We start from the raw sequence: 24,914 nt of genomic DNA, 5'->3' as shown, positions 1-24,914 counted from the left end.
AGCCATCGCCCGGCCGGCCCCGCCGAAGCGGGACCGGTCCGGGGCGTCGGTAGTCCGACGGAGGCAAGGCCGGTCCGCCTCGCCAAGGCGGGAAGACCCCCGGCAGGGCGGACCAAGGCAGCGAGATCCCCCTGGTCGGGCGGAACCAAGGCCAGACCTACCCCGCCCCGGAGGCCAGGTCCAGAACCCGCCGGAGGCCGGCTCCCGGGCGGCTCTCACCACCCGGGGCCGGCGCCCCGGCAGGTCAGGTCGGGGCCTCGCGTGTGGCCGGTCCTGCTAGAACGGGTCGAAGTCGTCGAACTCGCGCTGGGCCTCGTCGCGCTCTGCGTCGCGGTCCTTGCGGCGCTGGGCCGCCGGGCGCGGGGCCTCGAGGCGGTGGTCCTCGCCGCGGCGGCCGAGCATCTCCGCGCCGGCCATCATCGTGGGCTCCCAGTCGAAGACGACCGCGTTGTCCTCGGGGCCGATCGCGACGCCGTCGCCCGCGCGGGCGCCCGCCTTCATCAGCTGTTCCTCGACACCGAGGCGGCTGAGGCGGTCGGCCAGGTAGCCGACGGCCTCGTCGTTGTTGAAGTCGGTCTGGCGCACCCAGCGTTCCGGCTTCTCGCCGCGCACCCGGAAGAGGCCGTCCTCCTCCTGCGTGACCGTGAAGCCCGCGTCGTCGACCGCCTTCGGGCGGATGACGATCCGGGTCGCCTCCTCCTGCGGCTTGGCCGCGCGCGCCGCGGCGACGATCTCGGCCAGTGCGAAGGACAGCTCCTTCAGACCGGTACGCGCGACCGCCGACGCCTCGAAGACGCGGTAGCCGCGCTCCTCCAGGTCCGGGCGGATCATCTCCGCGAGGTCCTTGCCGTCCGGGATGTCGATCTTGTTGAGGACGACGATGCGGGGACGGTCGTCCAGTCCGCCGTACTGCTTCAGCTCCTCCTCGATGACATCGAGGTCGGAGACCGGGTCGCGCTCGGACTCCAGCGTCGCCGTGTCCAGGACGTGCACCAGCACCGAGCAGCGCTCGACGTGCCGCAGGAACTCCAGGCCGAGGCCGCGGCCCTGGCTGGCGCCGGGAATCAGACCCGGCACGTCCGCGATGGTGTAGACGGTCGATCCGGCGGTGACGACGCCGAGGTTCGGGACCAGCGTCGTGAAGGGGTAGTCCGCGATCTTCGGCTTGGCGGCGGACAGCACGGAGATCAGCGAGGACTTGCCCGCGCTCGGGTAGCCGACCAGCGCCACGTCCGCGACGGTCTTGAGTTCCAGGACGATGTCGCCGGTGCGTCCGGGCTCGCCGAGCAGCGCGAAGCCGGGGGCCTTGCGGCGGGCCGACGCCAGCGCCGCGTTGCCGAGGCCGCCGCGGCCGCCGTCGGCCGCCACGTACGTCGTGCCGTGTCCGACCAGGTCGGCCAGGACGTTGCCCTCGTTGTCGAGGACGACCGTGCCGTCCGGCACCGGCAGGACCAGGTCCTGGCCGTCCTTGCCGGAACGGTTGCCGCCCTCGCCGGGCTTGCCGTTGGTCGCCTTGCGGTGCGGCGAGTGGTGGTAGTCCAGCAGCGTCGTCACCGACTGGTCGACGGTGAGGATGACGTCCCCGCCACGGCCGCCGTTGCCGCCGTCCGGTCCGCCGAGCGGCTTGAACTTCTCACGGTGAACGGAGGCGCAGCCGTGGCCTCCGTTACCCGCGGCGATGTGCAGCTCGACGCGGTCCACGAAGGTGGTCATGGGGTGTGCCTCCAGTACGTACGGAAATGTCTACTGCGTAACACGCGAAAGGCGGACCCACTTCCCGTCACGGGAAATGAGGTCCGCCCTCGCGAAGAACTGTTCTACGGGGCCTTGATTCAGGCGACCGGAACGATGTTCACGACCTTGCGGCCGCGGTGGGTACCGAACTCCACCGCACCGGCCTGCAGCGCGAACAGCGTGTCGTCGCCGCCGCGGCCGACGCCCGCGCCCGGGTGGAAGTGGGTGCCACGCTGACGGACCAGGATCTCACCCGCGTTGACGACCTGACCGCCGAAGCGCTTCACGCCGAGCCGCTGAGCGTTGGAGTCGCGACCGTTCCGGGTGGACGATGCGCCCTTCTTGTGTGCCATCTCTCCTCAGTCCCTTACTTCGCAGCCGTGGGGATCGCCGTGACCTTGATCGCCGTGTACTGCTGGCGGTGGCCCTGACGACGGCGGTAGCCGGTCTTGTTCTTGTAGCGCAGGATGTCGATCTTGGCGCCCTTGTGGTGGTCCACGACCTCGGCCTCGACCTTGATCCCGGCCAGCACCCACGGGTCGCTGGTCACAGCGTCGCCGTCGACAACGAGCAGGGTCGAGAGCTCGACCGTGTCGCCAACCTTGGCAGTGGAAATCTTGTCAACCTCAACGATGTCGCCGACAGCAACCTTGTGCTGGCGACCACCGCTGCGCACGATGGCGTACACGCGGATCTCTCTCTCGCTCGAAACGGGAACCCCTGAAGCCAGCCGTCCCCACAGACCGAGGGCCTGTGACTGTCCGCAGTGGATGAACGGCCTCTCCCGGCCGAGGGCCGGAAGGGAGGTGCTCAGAAGCTGACGCGTATGGAAACACGCCGACGGTCAAGGTTACGGGGCGGGCCGCAGGGGGTCAAACCAGGTCGTCGGGGAAGGCGAGGACGCCGTTCCGGATGATCAGGGCTGGTGGCCGCTCGGCCCAGGGTTGTTGAATGTGCGCTCGTGCCCCTGCGCTCCCTTCTCACCCTGCCTCGTATGTTCCGGCACGGTCCTTCCGTCGGTGCCGACCTTCCCCCGGACGAGGCCGTTCGCTTCGACGAGCGGCCGCAGCCGCTGCGCGACGCGGTGGCCGCGGCGACCGCCGGTGACCACGGGCCCGCGCGGGAGCTGCTGGCGGCGACGCGGCTGGGCGCCGAGTGGGAACGGCGCAGCGACTACGTCGGGGCGTTCGCCGCGTCCGCCCTGCACAGTCCCGGCTGGCTGGACGCCTGGCTCGCCGAGTCGCCGCAGGACCCGGACGCGATGCTGGTCAAGGCCGATCTGTGCATGGACCAGGCATGGGCGATACGGACCGGGGCCCGCGCCGGACAGGTGTCGCCCGACCGGTTCAAGGCGTTCTTCGCCCTGCTCGAGGACGCCGTCCCGGTGCTCGGCGCGGCTGCCGAGCTCAACCCCGACGATCCGGTGCCGTGGCGGATCGCCCTCACCCATGCCATGGGCATCCAGGCGCCGCGCGAGCTCTTCGAGGCGTACTGGGCCGAAGCCACCGCCCGCGCCCCGCACCACTACGGCTGCCACGCCGCCGCTCTGCGGTATCTGTGCGAGAAGTGGCACGGCTCGCACCGGGAGATGTTCGACTTCGCCGAACGGGCGGCCGACGAGGCTCTGCCCGGCTCGAAGCTCCGCGCGCTGCCGCTGGCGGCCGCGATCGAGTACGACGTCGTCGCCGACGCCGGGAAAGTCGCCGACGCCGGGAAAGAGGGGCCGATCGAGCGGTCCCGGATCGTCGCCGCGGTGGACCGCGCGCTGGAGCTGTCCTCCTTCTACGAGCCCGGCGACCCCGAGGCGGCCGGCTTCCGCAACGAGCTGGCCCTGATGCTGATCCTGGCCAAGCGATTCGAGGAGGCGCTGGACGTCTTCCGGGCGATCGGGGTGCAGGCCCGCTCCTACCCGTGGACGTACTTCGGGGACGCGCGTCAGGAGTTCCTGGACTTCCGCACCGGCGTACGGATGCAGATCGCGAGCGCGACCCCCTTCTTCTCCAGGCCCTCGCGGTCGGTGACCGGCTCCGCGGCGGACGCCCCGGCGGGGCCCGCGGTCCACCTGATGGCGATCGCCGCCGCACCGCCCGCACAGGTGGCCGCGGCGGCGCTGATGTGCGGGATCCCGCTGCGGATCGCCCCGGCCGGCGGCTCGGCCAGCTATGTGGCGCTCGCCCCGGACGGGTCGCCCGGGCGGCGGGCGACCCTGAGCGGCGGCGAGGACCGTCTCACCGGTGCGGCGGACACCTTCACCACTGGCGAGAAGTGGCCGGCCCTGGTGCTGCGCCGGACCGGCGGCCTCGCCGGGTTCACGCTGCTGCACAAGGGCAAGGAGATCGCGGCCCACGCCTGGGACCCGGCCGCGCCGGTCGCCGACCACGCCTCGGCGGCCGCGACCGCCGGCGCGCTCGCCCGGATCTACGGCCTTCCCGACCCGCGCCCGCTCACCGGCCTGCTGCGCTCCTCGGCCGCCCCGGCCCGCCACCAGGCGGACCTGGTCACCGCCCTTGGCCTGCCGCCGCTCCCGGCGGGCTTCGGCGAGCACCCCGACGCCCTGGCCGGCGTCCCCGGCACCCGGCTGCTGGAGCGCCGCGGCATCCTCTCGGGCCTGCGCGACACCTTGACGAACGACCCGGACCGCCTGCTCGTCCAGCCCTCGGGCGAAGGCCCGGCGCCCCGGCCGAAGCTGTGGTGGCTGCTCCGGGTCGTCGCGCTCGTGTTCTTCACCACAGTGGCCGCCTACGCCTGGTGGTCCCCCGGCGTGAGCACACCGCGCTCCCTCTTGTTCTCGCTGCTGAGCCTCGTCTTCGCCGCACAACTCGTCTCCGCGACGAGGGAACGCCACCGCCGCGTCCGCTGAACGCATCCGGCTCGACGGTTCGTCAGAAAGCCTCGGAGTTCGGCGTATCGCGACCGGGACGGACCCGCGTCAGCGATGCGCTTCAGAGGCAGCGACTGGTCACGGTTTCATCACGAGCACCACGCAAATACCCCCAAACCCCCATCAACCCTCTGGTATGAACCAACGGCATCTCCGCCTTGTTCAGTTGGCCGCCTCCTCTCATTACAGAACTCCACACCTTTCACATACGATCCACGTCATCACTGATCAATGCCCTTGGGGGGGTACTTCGCCATGGCTGGAAAGAGGCGTGCCGACGTCGGCCGCAGACGGTTCATCCGGATCGCAGGCGGCACCGCGGCCGGCGTCGCGGTAGCGGGCGGGGGCGCGTTCACCGCCATGGCGACCGGGGTGTTCGACGGGAAGCCCGACCCGTTCGCGAACATGCCGCGCTCGCTCGCGCTGAGCCTGCCGCAGACGCCCGGCGGCTTCCCGGTCCCGCCGCTGCCGGACCCGAACGACGGGGGCACGGGCTACGCGCCGGACCCGTCCACGCACATTCCGTCCGCGCGCACCGCGCCGGACCCGCGGGCGGTCGAGAAGGACGTTCCGACCACCCTGCCGTTCGAGTTCAAGACGAGCGGCTTCACGATGGTGGCGGACCTCCCTGAGGCCCTGCGCCCCTGGCGCAACCGCCCGACCCTCTGGGAGAACAGAACCCCCACGGGTCTCTACCGGCTGAACGCCCAGGGCGCCTACCTGTACCACCCCAACAACGGGGCCACCGGCTACGACCACCCCGTCGGCCAGGTCCAGTTCGGGCTCGGCTGCATCACCAGCTACCGCATCGAGAAGGACCCGACCCGCAAGGCGGTCTTCCTCCAGCGCGCCAAGGCCCAGGCCGACCGCCTCATCGCCAAGCGCGTCGAGGCACGTGGCGCCTGGTACTTCCCGTACGGGTTCAGCTTCAAGCACGAAGTGCACAGCGGCGTCGACTACAAGGCCCCCTGGTACTCGGGCATGGCCCAGGGCGAGGCCATCAGCCTCTTCGTCCAGCTCGCGCAGCTCGAAGGCATCACCGAGTCCGAGCGCACCCTCTACATGGCGGCCGCCCACGGCGCCTTCTCCTCGCTGCTGCGGGGCGACGACGGGGTTCCGTGGTGCGTGAACAAGGACCGCGCGGGCTACCTGTGGATCCAGGAGTACCCGTTCAAGACGGCCGGTACGGGTGACTACACGTACAACGGCATGGTCTTCGCCATGTTCGGCCTCTGGGACTACTTCCAGGCGACCGGCAACGAGCTCGCGGCCAAGCTGTACGACGGCGCCTGCACCACCATGGCCCGCTACTTCCCGTTGCTGCGCAACGCCCGTGGGCTCTCGTACTACTGCCAGACGCACCGGATCACGACGGACTCGTACCACCCGCACCACATCACCCTGTGGCGGCAGCTGCACTGGCAGACGAACAGCGTCGTCTTCGCCAACCAGATGGACCTGCTGATCGACGACTTCCCGCCGTACGTCCTGCCGGCCGGCGCGAGCATCGCGATCGCCAAGGGCACGCACACGCTCTACAAGATCGCCACCAAGCCGGACGGGTCCTACGACAAGAACCTGGCCGCGCCGGACAAGATCCTCTCCACGAAGAAGGTCACCTTCGCCAAGGCCACCGGCGCCCCGGTGAGCATGCGGCGACGGATCAAGGGCGCCGGCATCTGGTACCAGATCAGCGCCGGAGCGTACAAGGGCTACTGGATCGGCGAGGCGTTCCCCAACGCCTTCCTGCGCGGCGAGTACCTGCCGACGGACTACCGGGTGCAGCGCACGCTGACGTTCCGCACCAACACCGACATCCCGGTGTACCAGTTCGGCACGAACGGTGTGGTCGGCACCACCAAGAACGTCAAGTACGCGACCGCCACCACGGCGACCTTCGACCGGAGGTCCATCGTGAACGGCCGGGCGATGTGCCGTATCTCGGCCGGTGAGCTCGCCGGCTACTGGGTCCCCGCGAACCAGGTCGTCACCGACGGAGCCTGATCACCTCCGCACATCCCCCAGAGCACGTACGGGCCGCCCGCCTCCGGCCGCACAGCCGGAGGCGGGCGGCCGTATGCTCGCCGGGAAGCCAGACACCGGAAGGCACAGAAGTGAACTACAGGGTCCAGCCCACCGCCCAGGTCGACGAGACCGCCGAGATCGGCGCCGGAAGCAGTGTGTGGGAGCTCGCCCAGATCCGTGAGGGCGCCCGCCTCGGCGAAGGCTGTGTGATCGGCCGCGGTGCGTACGTCGGTACGGGCGTACGCATGGGCGACAACTGCAAGCTGCAGAACTACGCGCTGGTCTACGAGCCGGCCGAGCTCGGTGACGGTGTCTTCATCGGCCCCGCCGTGGTCCTCACCAACGACCACAACCCGCGCTCCGTCGACCCCGAGGGCAAGCAGAAGCGCGGCGGCGACTGGGAGGCCGTAGGCGTGAAGATCGCCGACGGTGCCTCGATCGGTGCCCGCTCGGTCTGCGTCGCCCCGGTCACCATCGGCCGCTGGGCGATGGTCGCCGCGGGCGCCGTCGTCACCAAGGACGTGCCGGACTTCGGCCTCGTCGTCGGTGTCCCGGCACGGCGGATCGGCTGGGTCGGCCGGACCGGCGTCCGCCTGACCGAGCGCGCGGGCGAGCCGGGCGTGTGGGAGTGCCCGCAGACCGGCTCCCTGTACGAGGAGAAGGACGGCGTCCTGACCGAGCGCTGACGGGCCGCGCGGACCCGTGCGGGGTGACGCGTCGCGTCACCCCGAGAAGGCCGGGAGGCCGGCTCAGGCATCCGATCGAGTCGGCCGTCCCCGCTTCCGCGTGTCCGTGACCGCCTCCACCCCCGGGCTCCCCATAGGATCCGCAGCCATCGCTGATCTTCCCCGGGGGGCTCAGGCATGGCTGAGGACAGCCGTTCCACGCTCGACCGCAGACGGTTCGTCCGGCTCGCGGGCAGCGCCGTGCTGGGCAGCGCCCTGGCCGGTGCCGGCGCCGGCACCGCGCAGGCCGTCATCGGCGCCCCGGCACTGCCGCCCCTCGGACGCCCCCACCAGCCCCAGGTTCCGCCCGTGCCCCCACTGCCCGACCAGCTCTCGGGAGGCAAGGTGACTCCCCCCGCACCGTCCCTCCGTGTCCCGCACGCCCAGGGCACCCCCGCCCCGGCGGCCGTCCGGGAGGCGCTCCCGGACACGCTGCCGTTCACGTTCCGGACCTCCGGCTACACGGCGGCGGACCTGCCGGAGCAGCTACGGCCCTGGCGCGACCGGCCCACGGCGTGGGCCGGTGTCACCCCGGACACCACGCACACCTATCTCGATCCGGCAGGCGTCATCATGTACCGCCCGAGCAGGTCGGCCGCCGGGTACGACCAGCCGGTCACCCAGATCCAGTTCGGCCTCGGCTGCGTCGCCGCCCACCGCACCGCCGGCGATCCGGCCCGCAAGGCGCTCTTCCTCAAGCGCGCCAAGGCCCAGGCGCACCGCCTGATCGACAACCGGGTGGAGAGCCGCGGCGCGTGGTACTTCCCGTACCCCTTCGACTTCACGCACAGCACCCACAGCGGGATCTCCTACCGCGCCCCCTGGTACTCGGGCATGGCGCAGGGCGAGGCGATCAGCCTCTTCATCCAGCTGTCCCAGCTCGACGCAGTCACGGCCGCCGAGCGCACGCTCTACCGGACGGCCGCCGACGCCGCCTTCGCCTCGCTGCTGCGCGGGGACGACGCCGCCCCGTGGGTCGTGAACCGCGACAGCGAGGGCCACCTGTGGATCCAGGAGTACCCGGTCGACGCGCCCGGCACGTCCGACTGCACGTACAACGGCATGATCTTCGCCATGTTCGGGCTGTGGGACTACGTCAGGGCCACGGGGAACGCACTGGCGGCCCAGCTCTACGACGGGGCGTGCACCACGGTCGACCGCTCCTTCCCGACGCTGCGCAACCGGCAGTGGGCCTCGCACTACTGCCGCACCCACCGGATCCCGACGCCTTCGTACCACCAGCACCACATCAATCTGTACCGGCAGCTGCACTGGCAGACCGGCAGCCCCCGCTTCGCCCACATGAGCGACCTGCTGACGGACGACTTCCCCGCGGGACAGCTGCCCAAGGGCTCCCCCGTCGTCCTCGCCGCCGGTACGCACACCCTGTACCGGTACGACACGGACACCGACGGTGACTTCCTCGCTTCCAAGGGCGACACGGAACTCGCCCGCAGGACCGTGTCCCTGTCCCGGGCCACCCGGGCCACCGCGAGCCGGCGGCGGCGGATCATGGGCCGTGGGGTGGCGTACCGGATCGACACGGGCCCGTACGCCGGCTGGTGGGTGGGCGAGGCCTTCCCGAAGTCCTATCTGCTCGGCGAGTACCTGCCCACCGTGTACCGGCCCCAGCGCTCGCTCGTCTTCCCCGCGGGCACCGGCGTCGTCTGCCGCCGTTTCGGCCGGGACCGGACCGTCGCGGCGACGCGCACTGTGACGTTCGCCAAACCGTCCCGCGCGCCCTTCGACCGCCGGTCGGTCGTCGACGGCAGACCGATGTGCCGGATCGCGGCCGGGGCCCTCAAGGGCTTCTGGGTCTTCGCCGGCGATGTCGTCACCGACGGCCGCTGACCACGGCAGAGGCACCGCAGAGGCACCGCAGAGGCACCGCTGGAGCAGCATCGGGGGCGAGGGGCCGCACGTACGGTCCCCGGTGACCCGTTTTCGGCCGAAGTACGCATACGGTTCACGAAATCGTTATGCGGCTGCCGTGTATGTCCGCAGCGGCGTTCTGACCATTGCATGCACACGACCGCCGCCCGGTGCGGCCCCGACGCCCGGGCCTGGTCAGTTCGCGGATTGCCTACCATTGCGAGCAGTGTGAGACCGTGACACGCCTGCCATCGCCCTGACCGAGAAGAAGAGTGCTCAGTGAAAGTCATCAGCATCGTCGGTGCCCGTCCTCAATTGGTGAAGCTCGCCCCCATCGCGGCGGCGTTCGCGGAGACCGAGCACGAACACTTCATCGTGCACACCGGACAGCACTACGACGCCGATCTCTCCGACGTCTTCTTCGACGGCCTGGGCATCCCCGACCCGGACGTCCACCTCGGCGTCGGTTCGGGCAGCCACGGCGTGCAGACGGGCTCCGTCCTCTCCGCCCTGGACCCGGTCCTGGAGCGTGAGAAGCCGGACTGGGTGCTCGTGTACGGCGACACCAACTCCACCATCGCCGGTGCGCTCTCGGCGGTGAAGATGCACCTGCCCGTGGCGCACCTGGAGGCGGGCCTGCGCTCCTTCAACCGGCGGATGCCGGAGGAGCACAATCGCGTCCTCACCGACCACTGCGCCGACCTGCTGCTGGCCCCCACCGAGGAGGCCATGCGCCATCTCGCGAGCGAGGGTCTCGCCGACCGCGCGCAGCTCGCCGGTGACGTCATGGTCGACATCTGCCTGCGGATCCGGGACGCCGTGCGCGCCGGGGAGCACCCCGCGCCCGCGCTGCCCGAGGGCATCGACCCGTCGCAGCCGTTCCTCCTGGCGACGCTGCACCGCCCGGACAACACGGACGACCCGGAGCGGCTCTCCGCGATCATCGAGTCGATGGCGAAGCTTCCCGTGCCGGTGGCGCTGCTGGCCCACCCGCGTCTGGTCGCGCGGGCCGATGCCCATGGCATCGACCTGACGCAGGGCAACGTGCACGTCGGCCGGCCGCTGCCGTACGCGGGTCTGGTCGCCGCCGTGCTGGCCTCCACCGGTGTGGTGACGGACTCCGGCGGTCTGCAGAAGGAGGCATTCCTGCTGGAGCGCATCTGCACCACGGTCCGGCCCGAGACCGAGTGGGTGGAAACCGTGGACACCGGCTGGAACGTCCTTGTTCCCGACCCGCACTCCCTCTCCCCCGAGGAGTGGGCCGCGACGGTCACCCGTGCCGTGCCGACCGCCGACCCCGGCGCCCCTTACGGCGACGGCAGGGCCGCGCAGAACGTTGTCCGGATCATGGAAGAGTGGAAGGGGGGCAGCCGGCACGCGTGACGGAGCACGGGCCCGGGCGCCGCCCTCCCCCAGCGAGGGGCGACGCGGCGACAGGTGGCCCGAATCCGTACATGTCACCGTGCTAGCGTCACCGGTTATGTCAGCGTCTCCCAGGTCCGGGCTGCCCGCGGAAGGCAGGCGGCCTCATGTGATCTACCTCGCCATCGGATTCCCGCCGGCCGCCAAGAGCTCGGCGTACCGCATGCGCGAGACCGCGAACCAGTTCATCAACGTGGGTTGGGACGTCACCGTCGTCAACGTCGCCCAGGAGTCCTGGGAGCGGGACTCCGGCATCGACCTCACCCTGCTGGAGCAGGTCGACCCCAAGGTCAGGATCGTCGAGCTGCCGCTGGCACGCGAGGATCTCGAGACGGACATCCGCCTCTACGACGAGGCGCGTGCGCTCAACCCCAACGGCTGGGTCGCCAAGCTGCGCCGCCGCCAGACGAAGCCGTTCCCCGAGCCCAATTTCGGCGAGTGGCGCACCGATCTGGAGCAGGCCGTCCTGAAGATCCACGAGGAGCACCCGGCCGATCTGCTGCTCGCCAGCTGTGTGCCGTACGTGAACCTCGCCGCGGCCTGGAAGCTGTGGGTGGAGAAGCAGGTGCCGTACGCGGTGGACTTCCGCGACGGCTGGTCCATCGACGTCATCGAGGGCGTCGAGGCCTTCGGCCGCGACTCCGAAGAGGGTCGCTGGGAGCAGAAGATCCTCGACGACGCGGTCTCGCTCTGGGTCGTGAACGACCCGATCGCCGAGCACTACCGCAGGCGCTACCCCGACTTCGCCGACCGGGTGCACGTCGTGCGCAACGGTTACGACGCCGACAGCTCCCCCGGCCGCGCCCACGCCCCGGACACCGAGTCCGGTCTGGTCTTCGGCTACCTCGGTACGGTCAACTTCACCCCCCAGCACCTGGAGACGGTGCTGAACGCCTGGAAGGCGGCACGGGAGAAGGAGCCGCTGCTGGCCAACGCGCGCTTCGAGGTGCGCGGCCACATCGGCAACGGCGCGGGCCGTGAGGCGAACCGGCACACGGAGATCCTCAAGCAGGCCGAGGCCGACGGCGTCCACTTCGGCGGCCCCGCCGCCAAGGCCGAGGTCGCCTCGATCTACGCCGGCTGGGACGCCATGGTGCTGATCCTGATCGGCGGCCGTTACGTCACCTCCGGCAAGGTCTACGAGTACATGGCCACCGGCCTCCCGATCGTGTCGGCGCACGTCGTCGAGCACGACGCGTCGAACGTGCTGGACGGGCACCCGCTGTGGACGGGCGCCGTCGGCATCGACGAGGAGGGCCTGACCGAGTCGTTCGTCAGGGCCGCGCACATGGCGGTGGAGACGAGCGACGAGGTGCACGCCGAGGCCATGGCGCACGCGGACCAGTTCACCCGTGAGGCGCTGATGACCGTGGCCGTGAAGAACCTCGTCGAGGAGTTCACGGCGAAGTACGCCGCCCCTGGCGCGGCGGAGCTCGTGAGCGGCGACACGGCGCCGGTCACCGGGGACGTGGCGCCCCTCGCCGAGAAGTCGATCGTCGCCGGAGGACCCACCCCGTGACCGAAGTCCTGTTCATCGCCGCGGCCAAGCCGCAGTTCGGCGTCCTCGCCGACTCGGTGCGAAAGTTCAACGCCCTGGGCGCGCGGGTGCACCTGGGCGCCACGTTCCACCTGGAGTCCTCCGCCGAGGAGGTCGCCTCCCTGGAGGTGGCCGGGCTGCACCAGCTGCCGCGGAGCGTCGCGCACCGCAGCCAGGCGCTGCGCCGCAAGGCCCGTACGTCCCCGCTCGGCATGCGGGTGTGGATGCAGGCCAAGGGTGACTCCTGGCTGCGCAACCAGGCCCGTAAGGCGGATGTGCTGGTCGCGCTCGACCCGGGCGCCGTGTACACCGTGTGGCGGCTGGCGCAGTACAACCGCGGCGCCGAGGCCATGTTCGGTCTCGCGCCGGGGCTGAAGGCCGTCGAGGGTCTGCGTCCGCAGGGCGGCAGCGTCCAGCGCCGCTCGGTACTGCCGCCGCTCGACGCCGTCGCCCGTGATGTGCGTCGCTCCGTGGACGGGCTGCCGGCCGCGCTGCTGCGGACCGCGACCGCCCGTCCCGTGATGCGGTCCACGGTCGGTGCCCGGCTGTGGCGCACCGCCGTCACCGCGCCCGGTGTGCCCACCAAGGTGCGCGCCGTGACGTCCCGCTACGTCGCCGAGGGCATGCAGTGGGCGGGCCGCACCAGCGGCGCCGCCATAGCGCTCGCGGACGCCGCGTCGAAGATCCCGGACCTCGGGCTCAAGGCGCAGCTGCTCGACGAAGGCGTGATGAAGGAGATCTCCAAGGGGATCAGCCCGCGTCACCTCGACAGGGCGGTCGCCGCCCAGCTCGCGCACGCGGACAGGGAGTTCACCGCGGGCCGCGTCGAGAAGGCGGCCGGTGCGCTGGACCGTGCGCTGTTCCTGGACTTCCACCGGGTCCTGCACATCGACCAGTTGTCCTCGCCGCTGGCGAAGGACGCCGAGGGCTTCGTCGCGCCGCTGTACCGCTCGAAGGCGATGCAGGCGCTGAGCCGTCCGCAGGGCCGCAAGGTCCCGGCGGCGGCGGCCCCCGAGGACCGTCCGCTGCGGCTGCTGGTGACGACGAGCGCCAACGACAACTTCCTCCGCCACATCCTGGAGCACTTCGGGAACCACCCCGGGGTCGAGCTCCGCTATCTGGACCTGGCCGCGACGAAGTCGCTGAAGCGGATCGCGTGGGCGGGCCGGCGGATGCTGGAGGACCGGCTCTCCGGCGGCACCAGCGACTACCAGGAAGAGGTGGAGCGGCTGATGCGCCCGCACCTCGACTGGGCCGACACGGTCTTCCTGGACTGGTCGGTGGGTCCCGCCGCGATGCTCACCACCATCGACCCGGGCGACACCCGGATCGTGGTCCGGCTGCACAGCTACGAGGCGTTCACCCGCTGGCCGCACATGACGGACTTCTCGCGGATCGACGACCTCGTCTTCGTCGCCCCGCACGTCAAGGACCTGGCCGCCTCGCTCGTCCCGCAGCTGCGCGGTGAGCAGGCGCCCCGCTTCCACATCATCGACAACGCGATGGACCTGTCGGGCTTCGCCCGTCCGAAGCCCGCCGAGGCGCGTTTCAACCTGGGCCTGATCGGGATAAGCCAGGTCGCCAAGGACCCGAAGTGGGCCGTGGACGTCCTGGAGCGGGTACGCCGGCACGACGAGCGCTACCGGCTGATCCTGGTCGGCGGCGACATGGACCCGAAGACGAGCCGCGCGACCCGCGACTACCGCCGCGAGTTCGAGAAGGAGCTCGCTCCGCTGGAGGAGTCCGGCGCGGTCGTCCGGCTCGGCCCGACGGACGACGTCCCCTCGAAGCTCGAGGAGATCGGCACCATCATCAGCTCCTCGGTCCGTGAGGGCTGCCACGTGGGTCTGATGGAGGGTGCGGCGAGCGCCGCGGTCCCGGTCGCCCGTGACTGGCCGTTCTACGCGGGCAAGCCCAACAGCGCCCGGACGCTCTACCCGGAGGGCTGGGTCGTCGGCTCCCCGGAGGAGGCGGCCAAGCGCATCCTGGAGGCCACCGCCTCCGAGGATGCCTGGCGGGACGCGGGCAAGCTTGCGGCCGAGCACGCGCTGGCGGCGTGGGACTGGCCCGTCGTGCGCAAGCACTTCGAGAAGCTGTTCCTCGGCGAGAGCTGAGAGCCGTACGAGGAAGGGCCCCCGGGACATCGTCCCGGGGGCCCTTCCTCGTGGCGCACGCCGGCTCAGGGGTGGCGCAACTGCCAGCCCGCCCACGCCGACTCGACCATCTCCCGCACCTCGTGGTGCGCGCTCCAGCCCAGCTCCTGGCGGATACGGTCGGCCGAGGCCACGACCCGGGCCGGGTCGCCGGGGCGGCGCCCGGCGACCTCGGGCTTGACGTCGGTGTGACCGGTGACGTCCTGGATGATGCCGACCATGTCGGCGACGGAGACGCCTTCGCCCCTGCCGATGTTGAGGATCAGCCGGGCGTCCGGGTCGGCGGCGAGCCGGCGGGCCGCGGCGACGTGCGCCGAGGCGATGTCCTCGACATGGATGTAGTCGCGGATGCAGGTGCCGTCGGGCGTCGGGTAGTCGTCGCCGAAGATGCGCGGCGACTCGTCGGCCGTGAGGCGCTCGAAGACCATCGGGACGAGGTTGAAGACGCCGTCGTCGCCGAGTTCGGGGGTCGCCGCGCCCGCGACGTTGAAGTAGCGCAGCGAGGCGGTGGCCATCGGGTGCACCGTGCCGACGGCCGAGACCAGCCACTCCCCGGCGAGCTTGGTCTCGCCGTACGGGTTGATCGGCGCGCACGGCGTCTCCTCGGTGACGAGGTCGACGTCGGGCATGCCGTACACGGCGGCGGAGGAGGAGAACAGGAAACGGCTCACTCCGGCGGCGACGGCCGCGTCGAGGAGGACCCGCAGTCCCTCCACGTTCTCCCGGTAGTAGTACAGGGGCTTCGCGACGGACTCGGCCACCTGCTTCTTGCCCGCGATGTGCACGATGCCGGTGACGGCGTGCTCGCGCAGGACACGGTCCACGGTGTCACGGTCGAGGACCGTGCCGACCTCCAGCGGAACACCGGCGGGCAGCCGCTCGGTCCGCCCCGTGCTGAGATCGTCGAGGACGACGACGCGCTCACCGCCGTCGGTCATCGCCTTCACCACATGGGAGCCGATGAATCCGGCGCCGCCGGTGATCAACCAGGTCATGGGGAACCCTCCTGCAAGCGGGCCCTGCCCCACAGGTGCGCGGGGCAGGGCCTCAGGTCGTTACGTACGGGACGGGCCGTCCTCAGCCGCCGATGACGACGCGGCGGACGCCCTCCCAGCGGGCCGGGTCGGTGGTGCGGCGGCCGTCGACCAGGACGGTGACGTCCGGCAGGTCGGAGGCGGCCAGCTCGCGGTACTCGGCGTGGTCGGCCTGGAGGATCGCGGCGGTGACCTGCTCGCCCCGGTGCGGGGTGAGGCCGTGCGCGGACAGCTCCTCGTCCGTGTACATCGGGTCGGAGACGAACGGCACCGCGCCGCGCGCCTTCAGCGCCTCGACGGTCGGGAAGACACCGGAGAACGCGGTCTCCTTGACGCCACCGCGGTAGGCGGCGCCCAGCACGAGCACCTGCACGTCCTTCAGGTCGCCGTAGGCGGCGGCCAGCAGGTCCACGGCGTACTCCGGCATGGCGGCGTTGGCCTCACGGGCCGAGCGCACGACGGTCGCCTCCGGGTCGTTCCACAGGTACATCCGCGGGTAGATCGGGATGCAGTGGCCGCCGACGGCGATACCGGGCTGGTGGATGTGGCTGTAGGGCTGGCTGTTACAGGCCTCGATGACCTTCTTGACGTCGATGTCGTTCTTGTCGGCGAACCGGGCGAACTGGTTGGCCAGACCGATGTTGACGTCGCGGTAGGTGGTCTCGGCGAGCTTGGCGAGCTCGGAGGCCTCGGCGGTGCCGAGGTCCCACACGCCGTTCGGCTGCGGCAGGTCGGCGCGCTCGTCGAAGTCGAGGACCTGCTCGTAGAACTCCACACCGTGCTTGGCGGAGGCCTCGTCGATGCCGCCGACGAGCTTCGGGTAGCGGCGCAGGTCGGCGAAGACCCGGCCGGTGAGGACCCGCTCCGGGGAGAAGACGAGGTGGAAGTCCTCGCCGGCGACCAGGCCGGAGCCCTCCTGGAGCATCGGCGCCCAGCGGGTGCGGGTGGTGCCGACCGGCAGGGTCGTCTCGTACGAGACGAGGGTGCCGGGCTTGAGGCCCTTGGCGATGGCCTTCGTGGCGGAGTCCATCCAGCCGAAGTCCGGGGTGCCCTCGGCGTCCACGAACAGCGGGACGACGACCACGACGGCCTCGGACTGCGCGACGGCCGCCGCGGTGTCCGTGGTCGCGGACAGCAGTCCGGCGTCGACGGCCTGCTTCAGCTTGACGTCCAGGTCGTGCTCGCCGGGGAAGGGCTCGGTGCCGGCGTTGACCAGCTCGACGACCTTCTCGTTGACGTCGGCGCCGATGACCTTGTGGCCCTTGGCGGCGAACTGCACGGCGAGCGGAAGCCCGATCTTGCCGAGCGCGACTACACAGATATTCATCGGGTCAGTTTCCTCTTCACACGGGACATCAAGTGGCGCAGCGGGCCGCCCTCGCCGGACGGCGGGGACTCCCAGAGCGGAGCCGTGGTGATCACCAGCCGTCCCTTGGCGTTCGCGTTGGCGGAGATACGGTACGGGACCTTCTCGCGCCAGCGCCGTGCCAGGGGCAGCGGCAGGCCCAGGGTCTTCACCGGGACCTCGTACGTCGAGCCTGCCACGTCCAGGTAGGCGCGGACGCCGAGCTTGGCCCGCGCGGGCTTGACGGGGATCCGGGCGGTGAGCACCGTCCCCGTGCCGTCGGCGGTGGCGGTGCGGCTCAGCTCCCCCGCCGGGGCGGGCAGTTCGGTGCCGACGGGCAGCCGGCGGGCACCCGGCTTGTCGGCGCTCTTCGGCATGGCCTTGTTGGCGAGCCTGATCACGGCGGAGCCGGTCTCACCGGCGACCGGGACGCGGACCGCGAGGGCCAGTGTCAGGTCCTGGCCCAGCTGCTCCCACTGGGCGGAGACGAGTCCGGTGCCGTCGGCGAGCTGCCTGGGCACCGCTTCGCCGATGACCTCGAAGAGCCGGTCCGGCAGGCCCAGGGCCGGATCGCGGAAGCCCGGATAGCGGACGAACGCGCGGCCGTCCTCCAGCAGCAACGGAGGCGCTCCTTCTGCGGCCTCGTCGCTGATGGCGCGGATCAGCTCGGAGACGGCGCCGCGCTGGGCGAGGCCGATCCGGACCCGCCGCTTGACGTCCATCGAGTCGCGCAGCGGCTCGGTGAAGTAGTCGTCGGCGAGGGCGGCGATCCCGGCACAGACCTGGACCTGCGTCTCGTGGTCGAGGGCCGGGAAGTCGTCCTGGACCAGCTTGGCGAGTTCCCAGGTGAAGTGGCGCTTGAACACCGCGTCACGTTGGGGGCCGGCCTCGATGAGCCCGGCCGTGAACTTCATGATCTCGGCGGTGCAGCGCAGCCTCGCCAGATGGTTCGCGCGGTACGTGATGTTGCTCGCGTCGCCGCGCTTCACCGCGTAGTAGTACGTGTAGTCCGCGAGGACCGAGATCTTCCGCGCGCGGACGCACGCCTCGATCGTGAACGGCTGGTCGCTGCCCACGGGGAGGTCCTCGGGGAAGCGCAGCTTGTGCCGCTCGACCAGTTCGCGCCGGAACAGCTTGGTGTTGGCCAGCGTGAACGGCAGCGCCGAGTCGTACAGGCTGATGTCCGGGTCGCTCTTCTTGTAGAGCGCCTGATGGACGTACCGGCCGTTCGTGCCGACCATCTTGCCGACGACGACATCGGAGCCGTGCTGGTCGGCACAGGCCACCATGCGCTTCAGCGCGTCCTTGCCGAGGTAGTCGTCGGAGCCGATGAAGTACACGTAACGGCCGGTGGCCACCTCCAGGGCCCGGTTGCTGGGCGCAGCCGGGCCGCCGGAGTTGGCCTGGTGGATCACCTTCACGGTGCCGGGGTACCGCTCCGCGAAGCGGTCGAGTTCCCGGCCGCTGTCGTCGGTCGAGCCGTCGTCGACGGCCACGACCTCAAGCCGGTCCACTCCGATGCTCTGGTTCACCAGCGAGTTCAGGCACTCGGTCAGGTACGGCATCGTGTTGTAGACGGCGACGACGACGGTGACGTCGGGAGTGGTCAACTGGCCACGTCCTCCGGCGTCAGCTGCACGGTGGCACCACTCTTGGCCGAGTCGATGACGGCAGCGGCGACCTCGACGGTCCGCAGACCCTGGCGCAGCGTGCAGATGTCCCGCGACTTGCCGAGGACGGCGTCCCGGAACAGCTCGTGCTCGACCAGGAGCGGCTCGCGCTTCGGGATGGCGTAACGGATCATGTCGCCCTCGGAGACACCGCGGAAGGCCTGGAGGGCCTCCCACTCGGTGGTCACGGCCGCGTTCGAGTAGAACGTCAGGTCGGCGGTGAGGGTGTCGGCGATGAAGCAGCCGCGCTCGCCGGTGACCGAGGTGAAGCGCTCCTTGAGCGGGCTCAGCCAGTTGACGAGGTGGCTGACCATCGTGCCGTCGGAGAGCTTGCCGACGGCCGAGACCATGTCCTCGTGCGGGCGGCCCGACTTGGACACGGTGTGCGCCGCGATCGACGTGTACTGCTGGCCGGTGACCCAGGCCGTCAGGTCGATGTCGTGGGTGGCGAGGTCCTTGACCACGCCGACGTCGGCGATGCGGTGCGGGAAGGGGCCCTGGCGGCGGGTGACGACCTGGAAGACGTCGCCGAGCTCGCCGGCCTCCAGCCGGGAGCGGAGGCTGCGCAGCGCCGGGTTGCAGCGCTCGATGTGGCCGACGCCGGCGACGAGGCCGCGCGACTCGAAGGCCTCGACGAGGCGGCGGGCGCCCTCGACGGTGTCGGCGACCGGCTTCTCGATCAGCGCGCCGACGCCGGCCTCGGCCAGCTTCAGGCCGACTTCCTCGTGCAGCGCGGTCGGGCAGGCGACCACGGCGTAGTCGATGCCGAGCGTGATCAGCTCGTCGACGGTGGACAGCACGGGGGCGCCCTGCGCCCAGCCGTTCTTGTCCCCCATCGGGTCGACGACGGCGACCAGCTCGACGCCGTCCAGCCCGGCCAGTACGCGGGCGTGGTGGCGTCCCATGGAGCCCAGGCCGATCAGTCCGGCCCGCAGTCCAGCAGCAGTCACAGCTTCTCTCCCAGCGCGTTCACGGCGGTGACGATGCGCTCAAGGTCGTTCTCGCTCAGCGAGGGGTGGACGGGGAGCGAGACGACCTCGGCGGCCGCACGCTCGGTCTCCGGCAGGTCCCAGTGACGGCCGGCCTTCTGGTCCGGCTCCCAGTACGGCTTCAGCCGGTGGATGGGCGTCGGGTAGTAGACGGCGTTGCCGACGCCCGCCTCGGTGAGCTGCGCCATGGCGGCGTCGCGGTCTCCGCGGACCCGGATCGTGTACTGGTGGTAGATGTGGCGCGCGCCCTCGGCGACGACCGGGGTGAGGACGCCGGCCGTGGTGATGTGCTCCGTCAGGTACGCGGCGTTGGCGATGCGCTGCTCGGTCCAGCCGCCCAGCTTGGCGAGCTGGACGCGGCCGACGGCGGCGGCGACGTCCGTCATGCGCATGTTGGCGCCGACGATCTCGTTGGCGTAGCGCTGCTCCATGCCCTGGTTGCGCAGGAGGCGCAGGGTGCGGGCGATCTCCGCGTCGGCCGTGGAGATCATGCCGCCCTCGAGGCTGTGCATGTTCTTCGTCGGGTAGAAGCTGAACGTGCCGCCGGAGCCGAAGGCGCCGACCGGGGTTCCGTTCAGCGCGGCCGCGTGCGCCTGGCAGGCGTCCTCGACGACGGCGAGCTTGTGCTTCTCCGCGATGGCCATGATCTTGTCCATCGCGGCCGGGTGGCCGTACAGGTGCACCGGCATGATCGCGGCGGTGCGCGGGGTGATCGCGGCCTCGACGGCGGCCGGCGACAGGCAGTACGAGTCGGCCTCGATGTCGGCGAAGACGACGTCGGCGCCGACCAGGCGGACCGCGTTGGCCGAGGCGGCGAACGAGAACGACGGGACGATCACCTCGTCACCCGGGCCGATACCGAGAGCCATCAGAAGGAGGTGCAGCGCCGAGGTACCGGAGTTGACAGCCACGCAGTGGCGGCCGTCCACGAGCTCCGAGAAGCCCTCCTCGAACGCGGCCACCTCAGGGCCCTGAACTACCCGGCCGCTGCGCAGTACGCGTACGGCTGCTTCGATCTCTTCCTCACCGATGACCGGGCGGGCAGCGGGAATGGGCTGCGCGTTGCTGCTCGGCATTGGACGTCCTCCTTGAACACCGCGAGAGCTCTTTGTGGCAGAGGTCCGGGGTCTGCGGGGCGTCTGTGGGCCGCGCGAACCCCTCCGGCGTGATGGCCGACGCCCTACCGAGGAATGCTGGGACCGGTCTGTCCCTAACCGGGCCGGTCACCGACCGTAGTCTCCGGGCGGGGCACCGGCACGGCAGCAACCGCCGTCACATTATCAGGGATTTCCTAGGCAATTTCTGGGCCGTTAACGGACCCAGGCATCAATTGCGAAACAAAAGCCGTGTCCCGCCCCCCGGCGCCGGGGGACGGGACACGAACGTTCAACGAGCGATCACCGATTGTTCAGCTTCCGGCGGACCCGCCCGCGGAGGCCGTCACGGTGGGCAGCGCCTGCTGCTCCGCCGCGGCGGTCTTCTTGGCCGCCGACTTGGTGGCCTTCTTGGCGGTCGTCTTCTTCGCCGCGGTCTTCTTGGCCACCGTCTTCTTCGTGGCGGCCTTCTTCGCCGTGGCCTTCTTCGCGGTCTTGCGGGCCGCCTTCTTGGCCGGGGCCTCCGGGGCATCCTCAGCGGGGGCCTCGGCTCCGGGCTCCTGCCCGGACTGCTCCGCCTGCTCCGTCTGCGGCGCGGCGGCGACCACGACGACCGCGGCCTCCTCCGCACCGGACGGCGAACCGGCCGGGGCGGTGACCTTGCGGGTCACACGCCGGCGGGCGCGCGGCGGCGCGGCGACCGGAGTCTCCTCCGCGGGCGCCTCGGGCTCCGGGGCGGCCGGGATCCCGGCGGCCTCGCCCACCTCGGTGACGATCTCGGCGGCCTCGCTCCCCTTCGGCGAACCGGCCGGAGCCGTCGCCTTGCGGGTCGCCCGGCGGCGCGTACGGCCCGCGGGGGCGGGCTCCTGCGCGGCCACGGGCTCGGCGGCCGGGGCGGGTGCCTGGGCGGCCTCCTCCACCGGCTCGGCCCGCTTGGACTCGGCGCGCTTGGACTCGGCCTGCTTCGGCGCACCCGCGGGGGCTGTCGCCTTGCGGGTCGCCCGGCGGCGACGGCCACGGGTCGCGGCGGCCTCGGCCTCGGCGGCGCTGCCGTACAGCTCCTCGTCCGGGGCGAAGTCGGGCTCGGGCAGGGCGACGGGCGCGGCGGTCTCCGCCGCGACCTCGGCCTCGCTCTCCTCGACCTCGGCCGGCGGGGCCTCGGCGCCCTGCGCCTCGACGACGACCTCGTGGTCGTGCTCGTGCTCGTGGACGTGCTCGGCGCCGCCGCGGCCGCGCTTCTTGCCGCGCTTGCCGCCGCCACCGCCACCGCCACCGGCGGTGGACGGCTGCTCCATGTGCACGATCACGCCGCGGCCGTTGCAGTGGACGCAGGTCTCCGAGAACGACTCCAGCAGACCCTGGCCGACCCGCTTACGGGTCATCTGGACCAGACCCAGCGAGGTGACCTCCGCGACCTGGTGCTTCGTACGGTCCCGGCCCAGGCACTCCAGCAGTCGCCGCAGCACCAGGTCCCGGTTGGACTCCAGCACCATGTCGATGAAGTCGATCACGACGATGCCGCCCAGGTCGCGCAGCCGCAGCTGGCGCACGATCTCCTCGGCCGCCTCCAGGTTGTTCCTGGTGACGGTCTCCTCGAGGTTGCCGCCCTGACCGGTGAACTTGCCGGTGTTGACGTCGACGACGATCATCGCCTCGGTCTTGTCGATCACCAGCGAACCGCCGGACGGCAGCCAGACCTTGCGGTCCAGCGCCTTCATCAGCTGCTCGTCGATCCGGTACGTCGCGAAGACGTCGACCTCGGAGGTCCAGCGGTTCAGCCGGTCCGCCAGGTCGGGCGCCACGTGCGAGACGTAGCCGTGGATGGTGTCCCACGCCTCGTCACCGCTGACGATGACCTTCGAGAAGTCCTCGTTGAAGATGTCGCGGACGACACGGACGGTCATGTCCGGCTCGCCGTAGAGGAGGGTCGGGGCGTTGCCGTTCTTCGCCTTCTTCTGGATCTCCTCCCACTGCGCCTGCAGCCGCTCGACGTCACGGCTCAGCTCGTCCTCGCTGGCGCCCTCCGCGGCGGTGCGGACGATGACGCCCGCGTCCTCGGGGACGATCTTCTTGAGGATGGTCTTCAGCCGGGCGCGCTCGGTGTCGGGCAGCTTGCGGCTGATGCCGGTCATCGAGCCCTCGGGCACGTACACCAGGTAGCGGCCGGGCAGGGAGACCTGGCTGGTGAGCCGGGCGCCCTTGTGGCCGATCGGGTCCTTGGTGACCTGGACGAGGACGGACTGGCCGGACTTCAGCGCGGACTCGATGCGGCGCGGGCCGTTGCCCATGCCGAGCGCCTCGAAGTTGACCTCGCCCGCGTACAGGACGGCGTTGCGGCCCTTGCCGATGTCGACGAAGGCGGCCTCCATGGACGGCAGGACGTTCTGCACCTTGCCCAGGTAGACGTTGCCGACGTACGAGCTGGACTGCTCCTTGTTGACGTAGTGCTCGACCAGCACGTTGTCCTCGAGGACGCCGATCTGGGTGCGGTCGCCGTTCTGCCGGACGACCATCACGCGCTCGACGGCCTCGCGGCGCGCCAGGAACTCCGCCTCGGTGATGATCGGCACCCGGCGGCGGCCCTGCTCGCGGCCCTCGCGGCGGCGCTGCTTCTTCGCCTCCAGCCGGGTGGAGCCCTTGATGGACTGCACCTCGTCCGACGGCTCCGCCTTGGGCCGGGGCTCACGGATCTTGACGACCGTACGCTCCGGCTCGTCGTTGCCGGGCTCGGTGTCGGAGGCCTCACCGCTGCGACGGCGGCGGCGACGACGGCGACGGCTGCTGCTGGTGCCGGCGGCGGACGGGGTGCCGGGCTCGGCCTCCTCCTCGTCCTCCTCCTGCTCGGCGGCGGCCTCCTCGCCCTCGCCCTCCTCCTCGGCGGACTCGGTGTCCTCCGCCTCGGCCGACTCGCCACGGCGGCGACGGCGGCCACCACGACGGCGGCGGCGCGACGGACGGTCCTCGTAGTCGTCGCTCTCGGTCTCGGTCTCGGTGTCCGGCTCCTCCGCCTCGACCTCGGCCTCGTCGGCGGGCTCGGCCTCGACGGTCTCCACGGCCGCGGCGGGCTCGCCACGGCGGCGACGACGGCGACGCGTGGTGGTCTCGGCGACCGGGGCGGGCTCGACGGCCTCTTCCTCGTCGTCCGGCTCGGCGGCGGCCGCGGCAGCCGCGGCGGCGGTCTCCGGGGTCTGGAACATCGGCTCGGCGAAGACCGGCGCCTGGAACACGGGCACGGCGGGCCTGGTGGCACGGCGCCCACGGGTGGGCTCCTCGGCCTGCTCGGGCTCGGCGGCGGCCTGCGGCGCGGCGGTCCTGCGCCGGCCGCGGCCGCGCGAAGCGGCCTGCGCGGCGGCCTCGACCTCGGCCTCGTCGGCGGCGATCGTGGCCGCGGCGTCCGCGGGCAGGCCCTCGCCCGCCGCGGTCTCCTCCTCCTGGGCGGCCGGTGCCCCGGCGGGGGCTGCCGCCCGGCGGGTGGCACGGCGACGCGTACGACCGCGAGGGGCCTCCTCGGCGACGGGCTCCGCCTCGGGGCGGTCCTCCACGGCCTCTTCCTGCCGGTCGCCCTCGGCTTCGGCGGGAGCGGCCGTCCGGCGCGTGGCGCGGCGACGCGTACGACCGCGGGGGGCCTCCTCGGCCGCTTCGGCCGTGGTGCCCTCGGTCGTGGTCGCTACGGACGTGGTCTCTTCGGCACGGGTCTCTTCGGTCCCGGCGGCGGCCTCGGCCTGCTGCGGCGTGCCCGCCGGGGCGGTAGCCCGGCGGCGGGTACGGCGCGCGGGCGCCTTGGCGGCCCCGGTCTCCGTGGCGTTCTCGCTCACGGCACCTTCCTCGATGTCTTCGTCGGCGGCGACGGCCTCGGCCGCCTCCACCGGAGCAGACGAGGTCGCGGGCGCCTCGACGGAGGCGGGCTCGGCAACGACCTCGACGGGAGCCGGCGAACCGGCGGGCGCGGTCACCTTGCGCGTGGCCCGGCGACGGGTACGCGGCGCGGGCGCCTCCACGGCGGCCTCGGCGGCCAGATCGTCGGTGGACTCGGCGGCCGACTGCTCGGCGACCGGTACGGCAGGCTCAGCGGCGGCCTCGACGGGCGCGGGCGGACCCGCGGGCGCGGTCACCTTGCGCGTGGCCCGGCGACGGGTACGCGGCGCGGGCGCCTCCACGGCGGCCTCGGCAACGGTTTCGACGGCCGGGGCGGCGGCCTCGGCGGCCGGCGCCTCCGCGGCCGGTATGGCGGCCGAGAGCGAGGCGGTCACATCGGCGACGGTCTCCACCTCGGCGGCGGCCGTCGGCGGGCCCGCGGGGCGGGACGCACCACGGCGACGGCGCGGGGGCAGCGTGTCGCTGGGGGTGGAATTCTCGTTCTCTTCGTTGTCCCCGGTCGTACCGGGGTCGTTCGGCTCGAGCATGCGGGCGGTTCTCCCGTCACGCTCCCGGGC

Annotated in this window: 16 protein-coding genes; 7 read left to right on the top strand and 9 right to left on the bottom strand. The window is 71.6% G+C overall.

What is annotated here, in order from left to right; all coding sequences use genetic code 11:
* Positions 1–276: 276 nt before the first annotated feature.
* The 3 genes from obgE to rplU form a co-directional block, all read right to left on the bottom strand.
* A complete protein-coding gene (gene obgE / locus ACIQMR_RS00145; RefSeq protein WP_401381036.1) occupies positions 277–1,713 on the bottom strand; it encodes a GTPase ObgE in 1,437 nt (478 codons plus the stop codon).
* 119 nt (positions 1,714–1,832) lie between these two features.
* A complete protein-coding gene (gene rpmA / locus ACIQMR_RS00140; RefSeq protein ID WP_023550764.1) occupies positions 1,833–2,087 on the bottom strand; it encodes a 50S ribosomal protein L27 in 255 nt (84 codons plus the stop codon).
* Between the two features lie 14 nt (positions 2,088–2,101).
* Positions 2,102–2,422, bottom strand: a complete 321-nt coding sequence (gene rplU / locus ACIQMR_RS00135; protein ID WP_030211179.1) for a 50S ribosomal protein L21 — start codon at positions 2,420–2,422, stop codon at positions 2,102–2,104.
* Positions 2,423–2,728: 306 nt separating this feature from the next.
* Here rplU and ACIQMR_RS00130 point away from each other — a divergent pair, with 306 nt between their 5' ends.
* The 7 genes from ACIQMR_RS00130 (at position 2,729) to ACIQMR_RS00100 (ending at position 14,310) form a co-directional block, all read left to right on the top strand.
* Complete coding sequence (locus ACIQMR_RS00130) at positions 2,729–4,594, top strand: hypothetical protein (RefSeq protein ID WP_401381032.1); 1,866 nt, start codon at positions 2,729–2,731, stop codon at positions 4,592–4,594.
* Positions 4,595–4,870: 276 nt separating this feature from the next.
* Positions 4,871–6,619, top strand: a complete 1,749-nt coding sequence (locus ACIQMR_RS00125) for a D-glucuronyl C5-epimerase family protein (RefSeq protein ID WP_401381029.1) — start codon at positions 4,871–4,873, stop codon at positions 6,617–6,619.
* A gap of 110 nt (positions 6,620–6,729) precedes the next feature.
* Positions 6,730–7,326, top strand: a complete 597-nt coding sequence (locus tag ACIQMR_RS00120) for an acyltransferase (RefSeq protein ID WP_401381028.1) — start codon at positions 6,730–6,732, stop codon at positions 7,324–7,326.
* A 177-nt stretch (positions 7,327–7,503) separates the two neighbouring features.
* Positions 7,504–9,216, top strand: a complete 1,713-nt coding sequence (locus ACIQMR_RS00115) for a D-glucuronyl C5-epimerase family protein (protein ID WP_401381025.1) — start codon at positions 7,504–7,506, stop codon at positions 9,214–9,216.
* 300 nt (positions 9,217–9,516) lie between these two features.
* A complete protein-coding gene (gene wecB / locus ACIQMR_RS00110) occupies positions 9,517–10,620 on the top strand; it encodes a non-hydrolyzing UDP-N-acetylglucosamine 2-epimerase (RefSeq protein WP_401381024.1) in 1,104 nt (367 codons plus the stop codon).
* A gap of 148 nt (positions 10,621–10,768) precedes the next feature.
* The gene (locus ACIQMR_RS00105) at positions 10,769–12,178 is read left to right on the top strand and encodes a glycosyltransferase (RefSeq protein ID WP_401382592.1); all 1,410 of its coding nucleotides are present in this window, start codon (positions 10,769–10,771) and stop codon (positions 12,176–12,178) included.
* On the top strand, positions 12,175–14,310 hold the full coding sequence (locus ACIQMR_RS00100; protein WP_401381022.1) for a glycosyltransferase family 1 protein: 2,136 nt from the start codon (positions 12,175–12,177) through the stop codon (positions 14,308–14,310). The genes ACIQMR_RS00105 and ACIQMR_RS00100 overlap by 4 nt, the downstream gene beginning before the upstream one ends.
* A 65-nt stretch (positions 14,311–14,375) precedes the next feature.
* On the opposite strand, the gene galE is transcribed toward ACIQMR_RS00100, so the two are convergent.
* The 6 genes from galE to ACIQMR_RS00070 all read right to left on the bottom strand — a co-directional run bounded on the left by galE (position 14,376) and on the right by ACIQMR_RS00070 (position 24,884).
* Positions 14,376–15,344 carry a UDP-glucose 4-epimerase GalE gene (gene galE / locus ACIQMR_RS00095; protein ID WP_401381020.1) on the bottom strand — a complete coding sequence of 323 codons (969 nt, stop codon included), beginning with the start codon at positions 15,342–15,344 and terminating at the stop codon, positions 14,376–14,378.
* 82 nt (positions 15,345–15,426) lie between these two features.
* Positions 15,427–16,710 carry a nucleotide sugar dehydrogenase gene (locus tag ACIQMR_RS00090; protein WP_401381018.1) on the bottom strand — a complete coding sequence of 428 codons (1,284 nt, stop codon included), beginning with the start codon at positions 16,708–16,710 and terminating at the stop codon, positions 15,427–15,429.
* Positions 16,707–18,338, bottom strand: coding sequence for a glycosyltransferase family 2 protein (locus ACIQMR_RS00085; protein ID WP_401381015.1), 1,632 nt, complete (start codon positions 18,336–18,338; stop codon positions 16,707–16,709). Before ACIQMR_RS00085 ends, ACIQMR_RS00090 begins: the two co-directional genes overlap by 4 nt.
* Positions 18,335–19,348, bottom strand: coding sequence for a Gfo/Idh/MocA family protein (locus ACIQMR_RS00080; RefSeq protein WP_401381013.1), 1,014 nt, complete (start codon positions 19,346–19,348; stop codon positions 18,335–18,337). The genes ACIQMR_RS00085 and ACIQMR_RS00080 overlap by 4 nt, the downstream gene beginning before the upstream one ends.
* Positions 19,345–20,463, bottom strand: a complete 1,119-nt coding sequence (locus ACIQMR_RS00075; RefSeq protein WP_401381011.1) for a DegT/DnrJ/EryC1/StrS family aminotransferase — start codon at positions 20,461–20,463, stop codon at positions 19,345–19,347. The genes ACIQMR_RS00080 and ACIQMR_RS00075 overlap by 4 nt, the downstream gene beginning before the upstream one ends.
* 332 nt (positions 20,464–20,795) lie before the next feature.
* The gene (locus ACIQMR_RS00070; RefSeq protein WP_401381009.1) at positions 20,796–24,884 is read right to left on the bottom strand and encodes a ribonuclease E/G; all 4,089 of its coding nucleotides are present in this window, start codon (positions 24,882–24,884) and stop codon (positions 20,796–20,798) included.
* Positions 24,885–24,914: the final 30 nt, after the last annotated feature.

It is taken from the genome of Streptomyces sp. NPDC091376 (assembly GCF_044757085.1).
Taxonomy (GTDB): Bacteria; Actinomycetota; Actinomycetes; order Streptomycetales; family Streptomycetaceae; genus Streptomyces; species Streptomyces pratisoli.
Note: the sequence above shows the minus strand (reverse complement) of the source record. Positions and strands in the feature narration are given on the sequence as shown.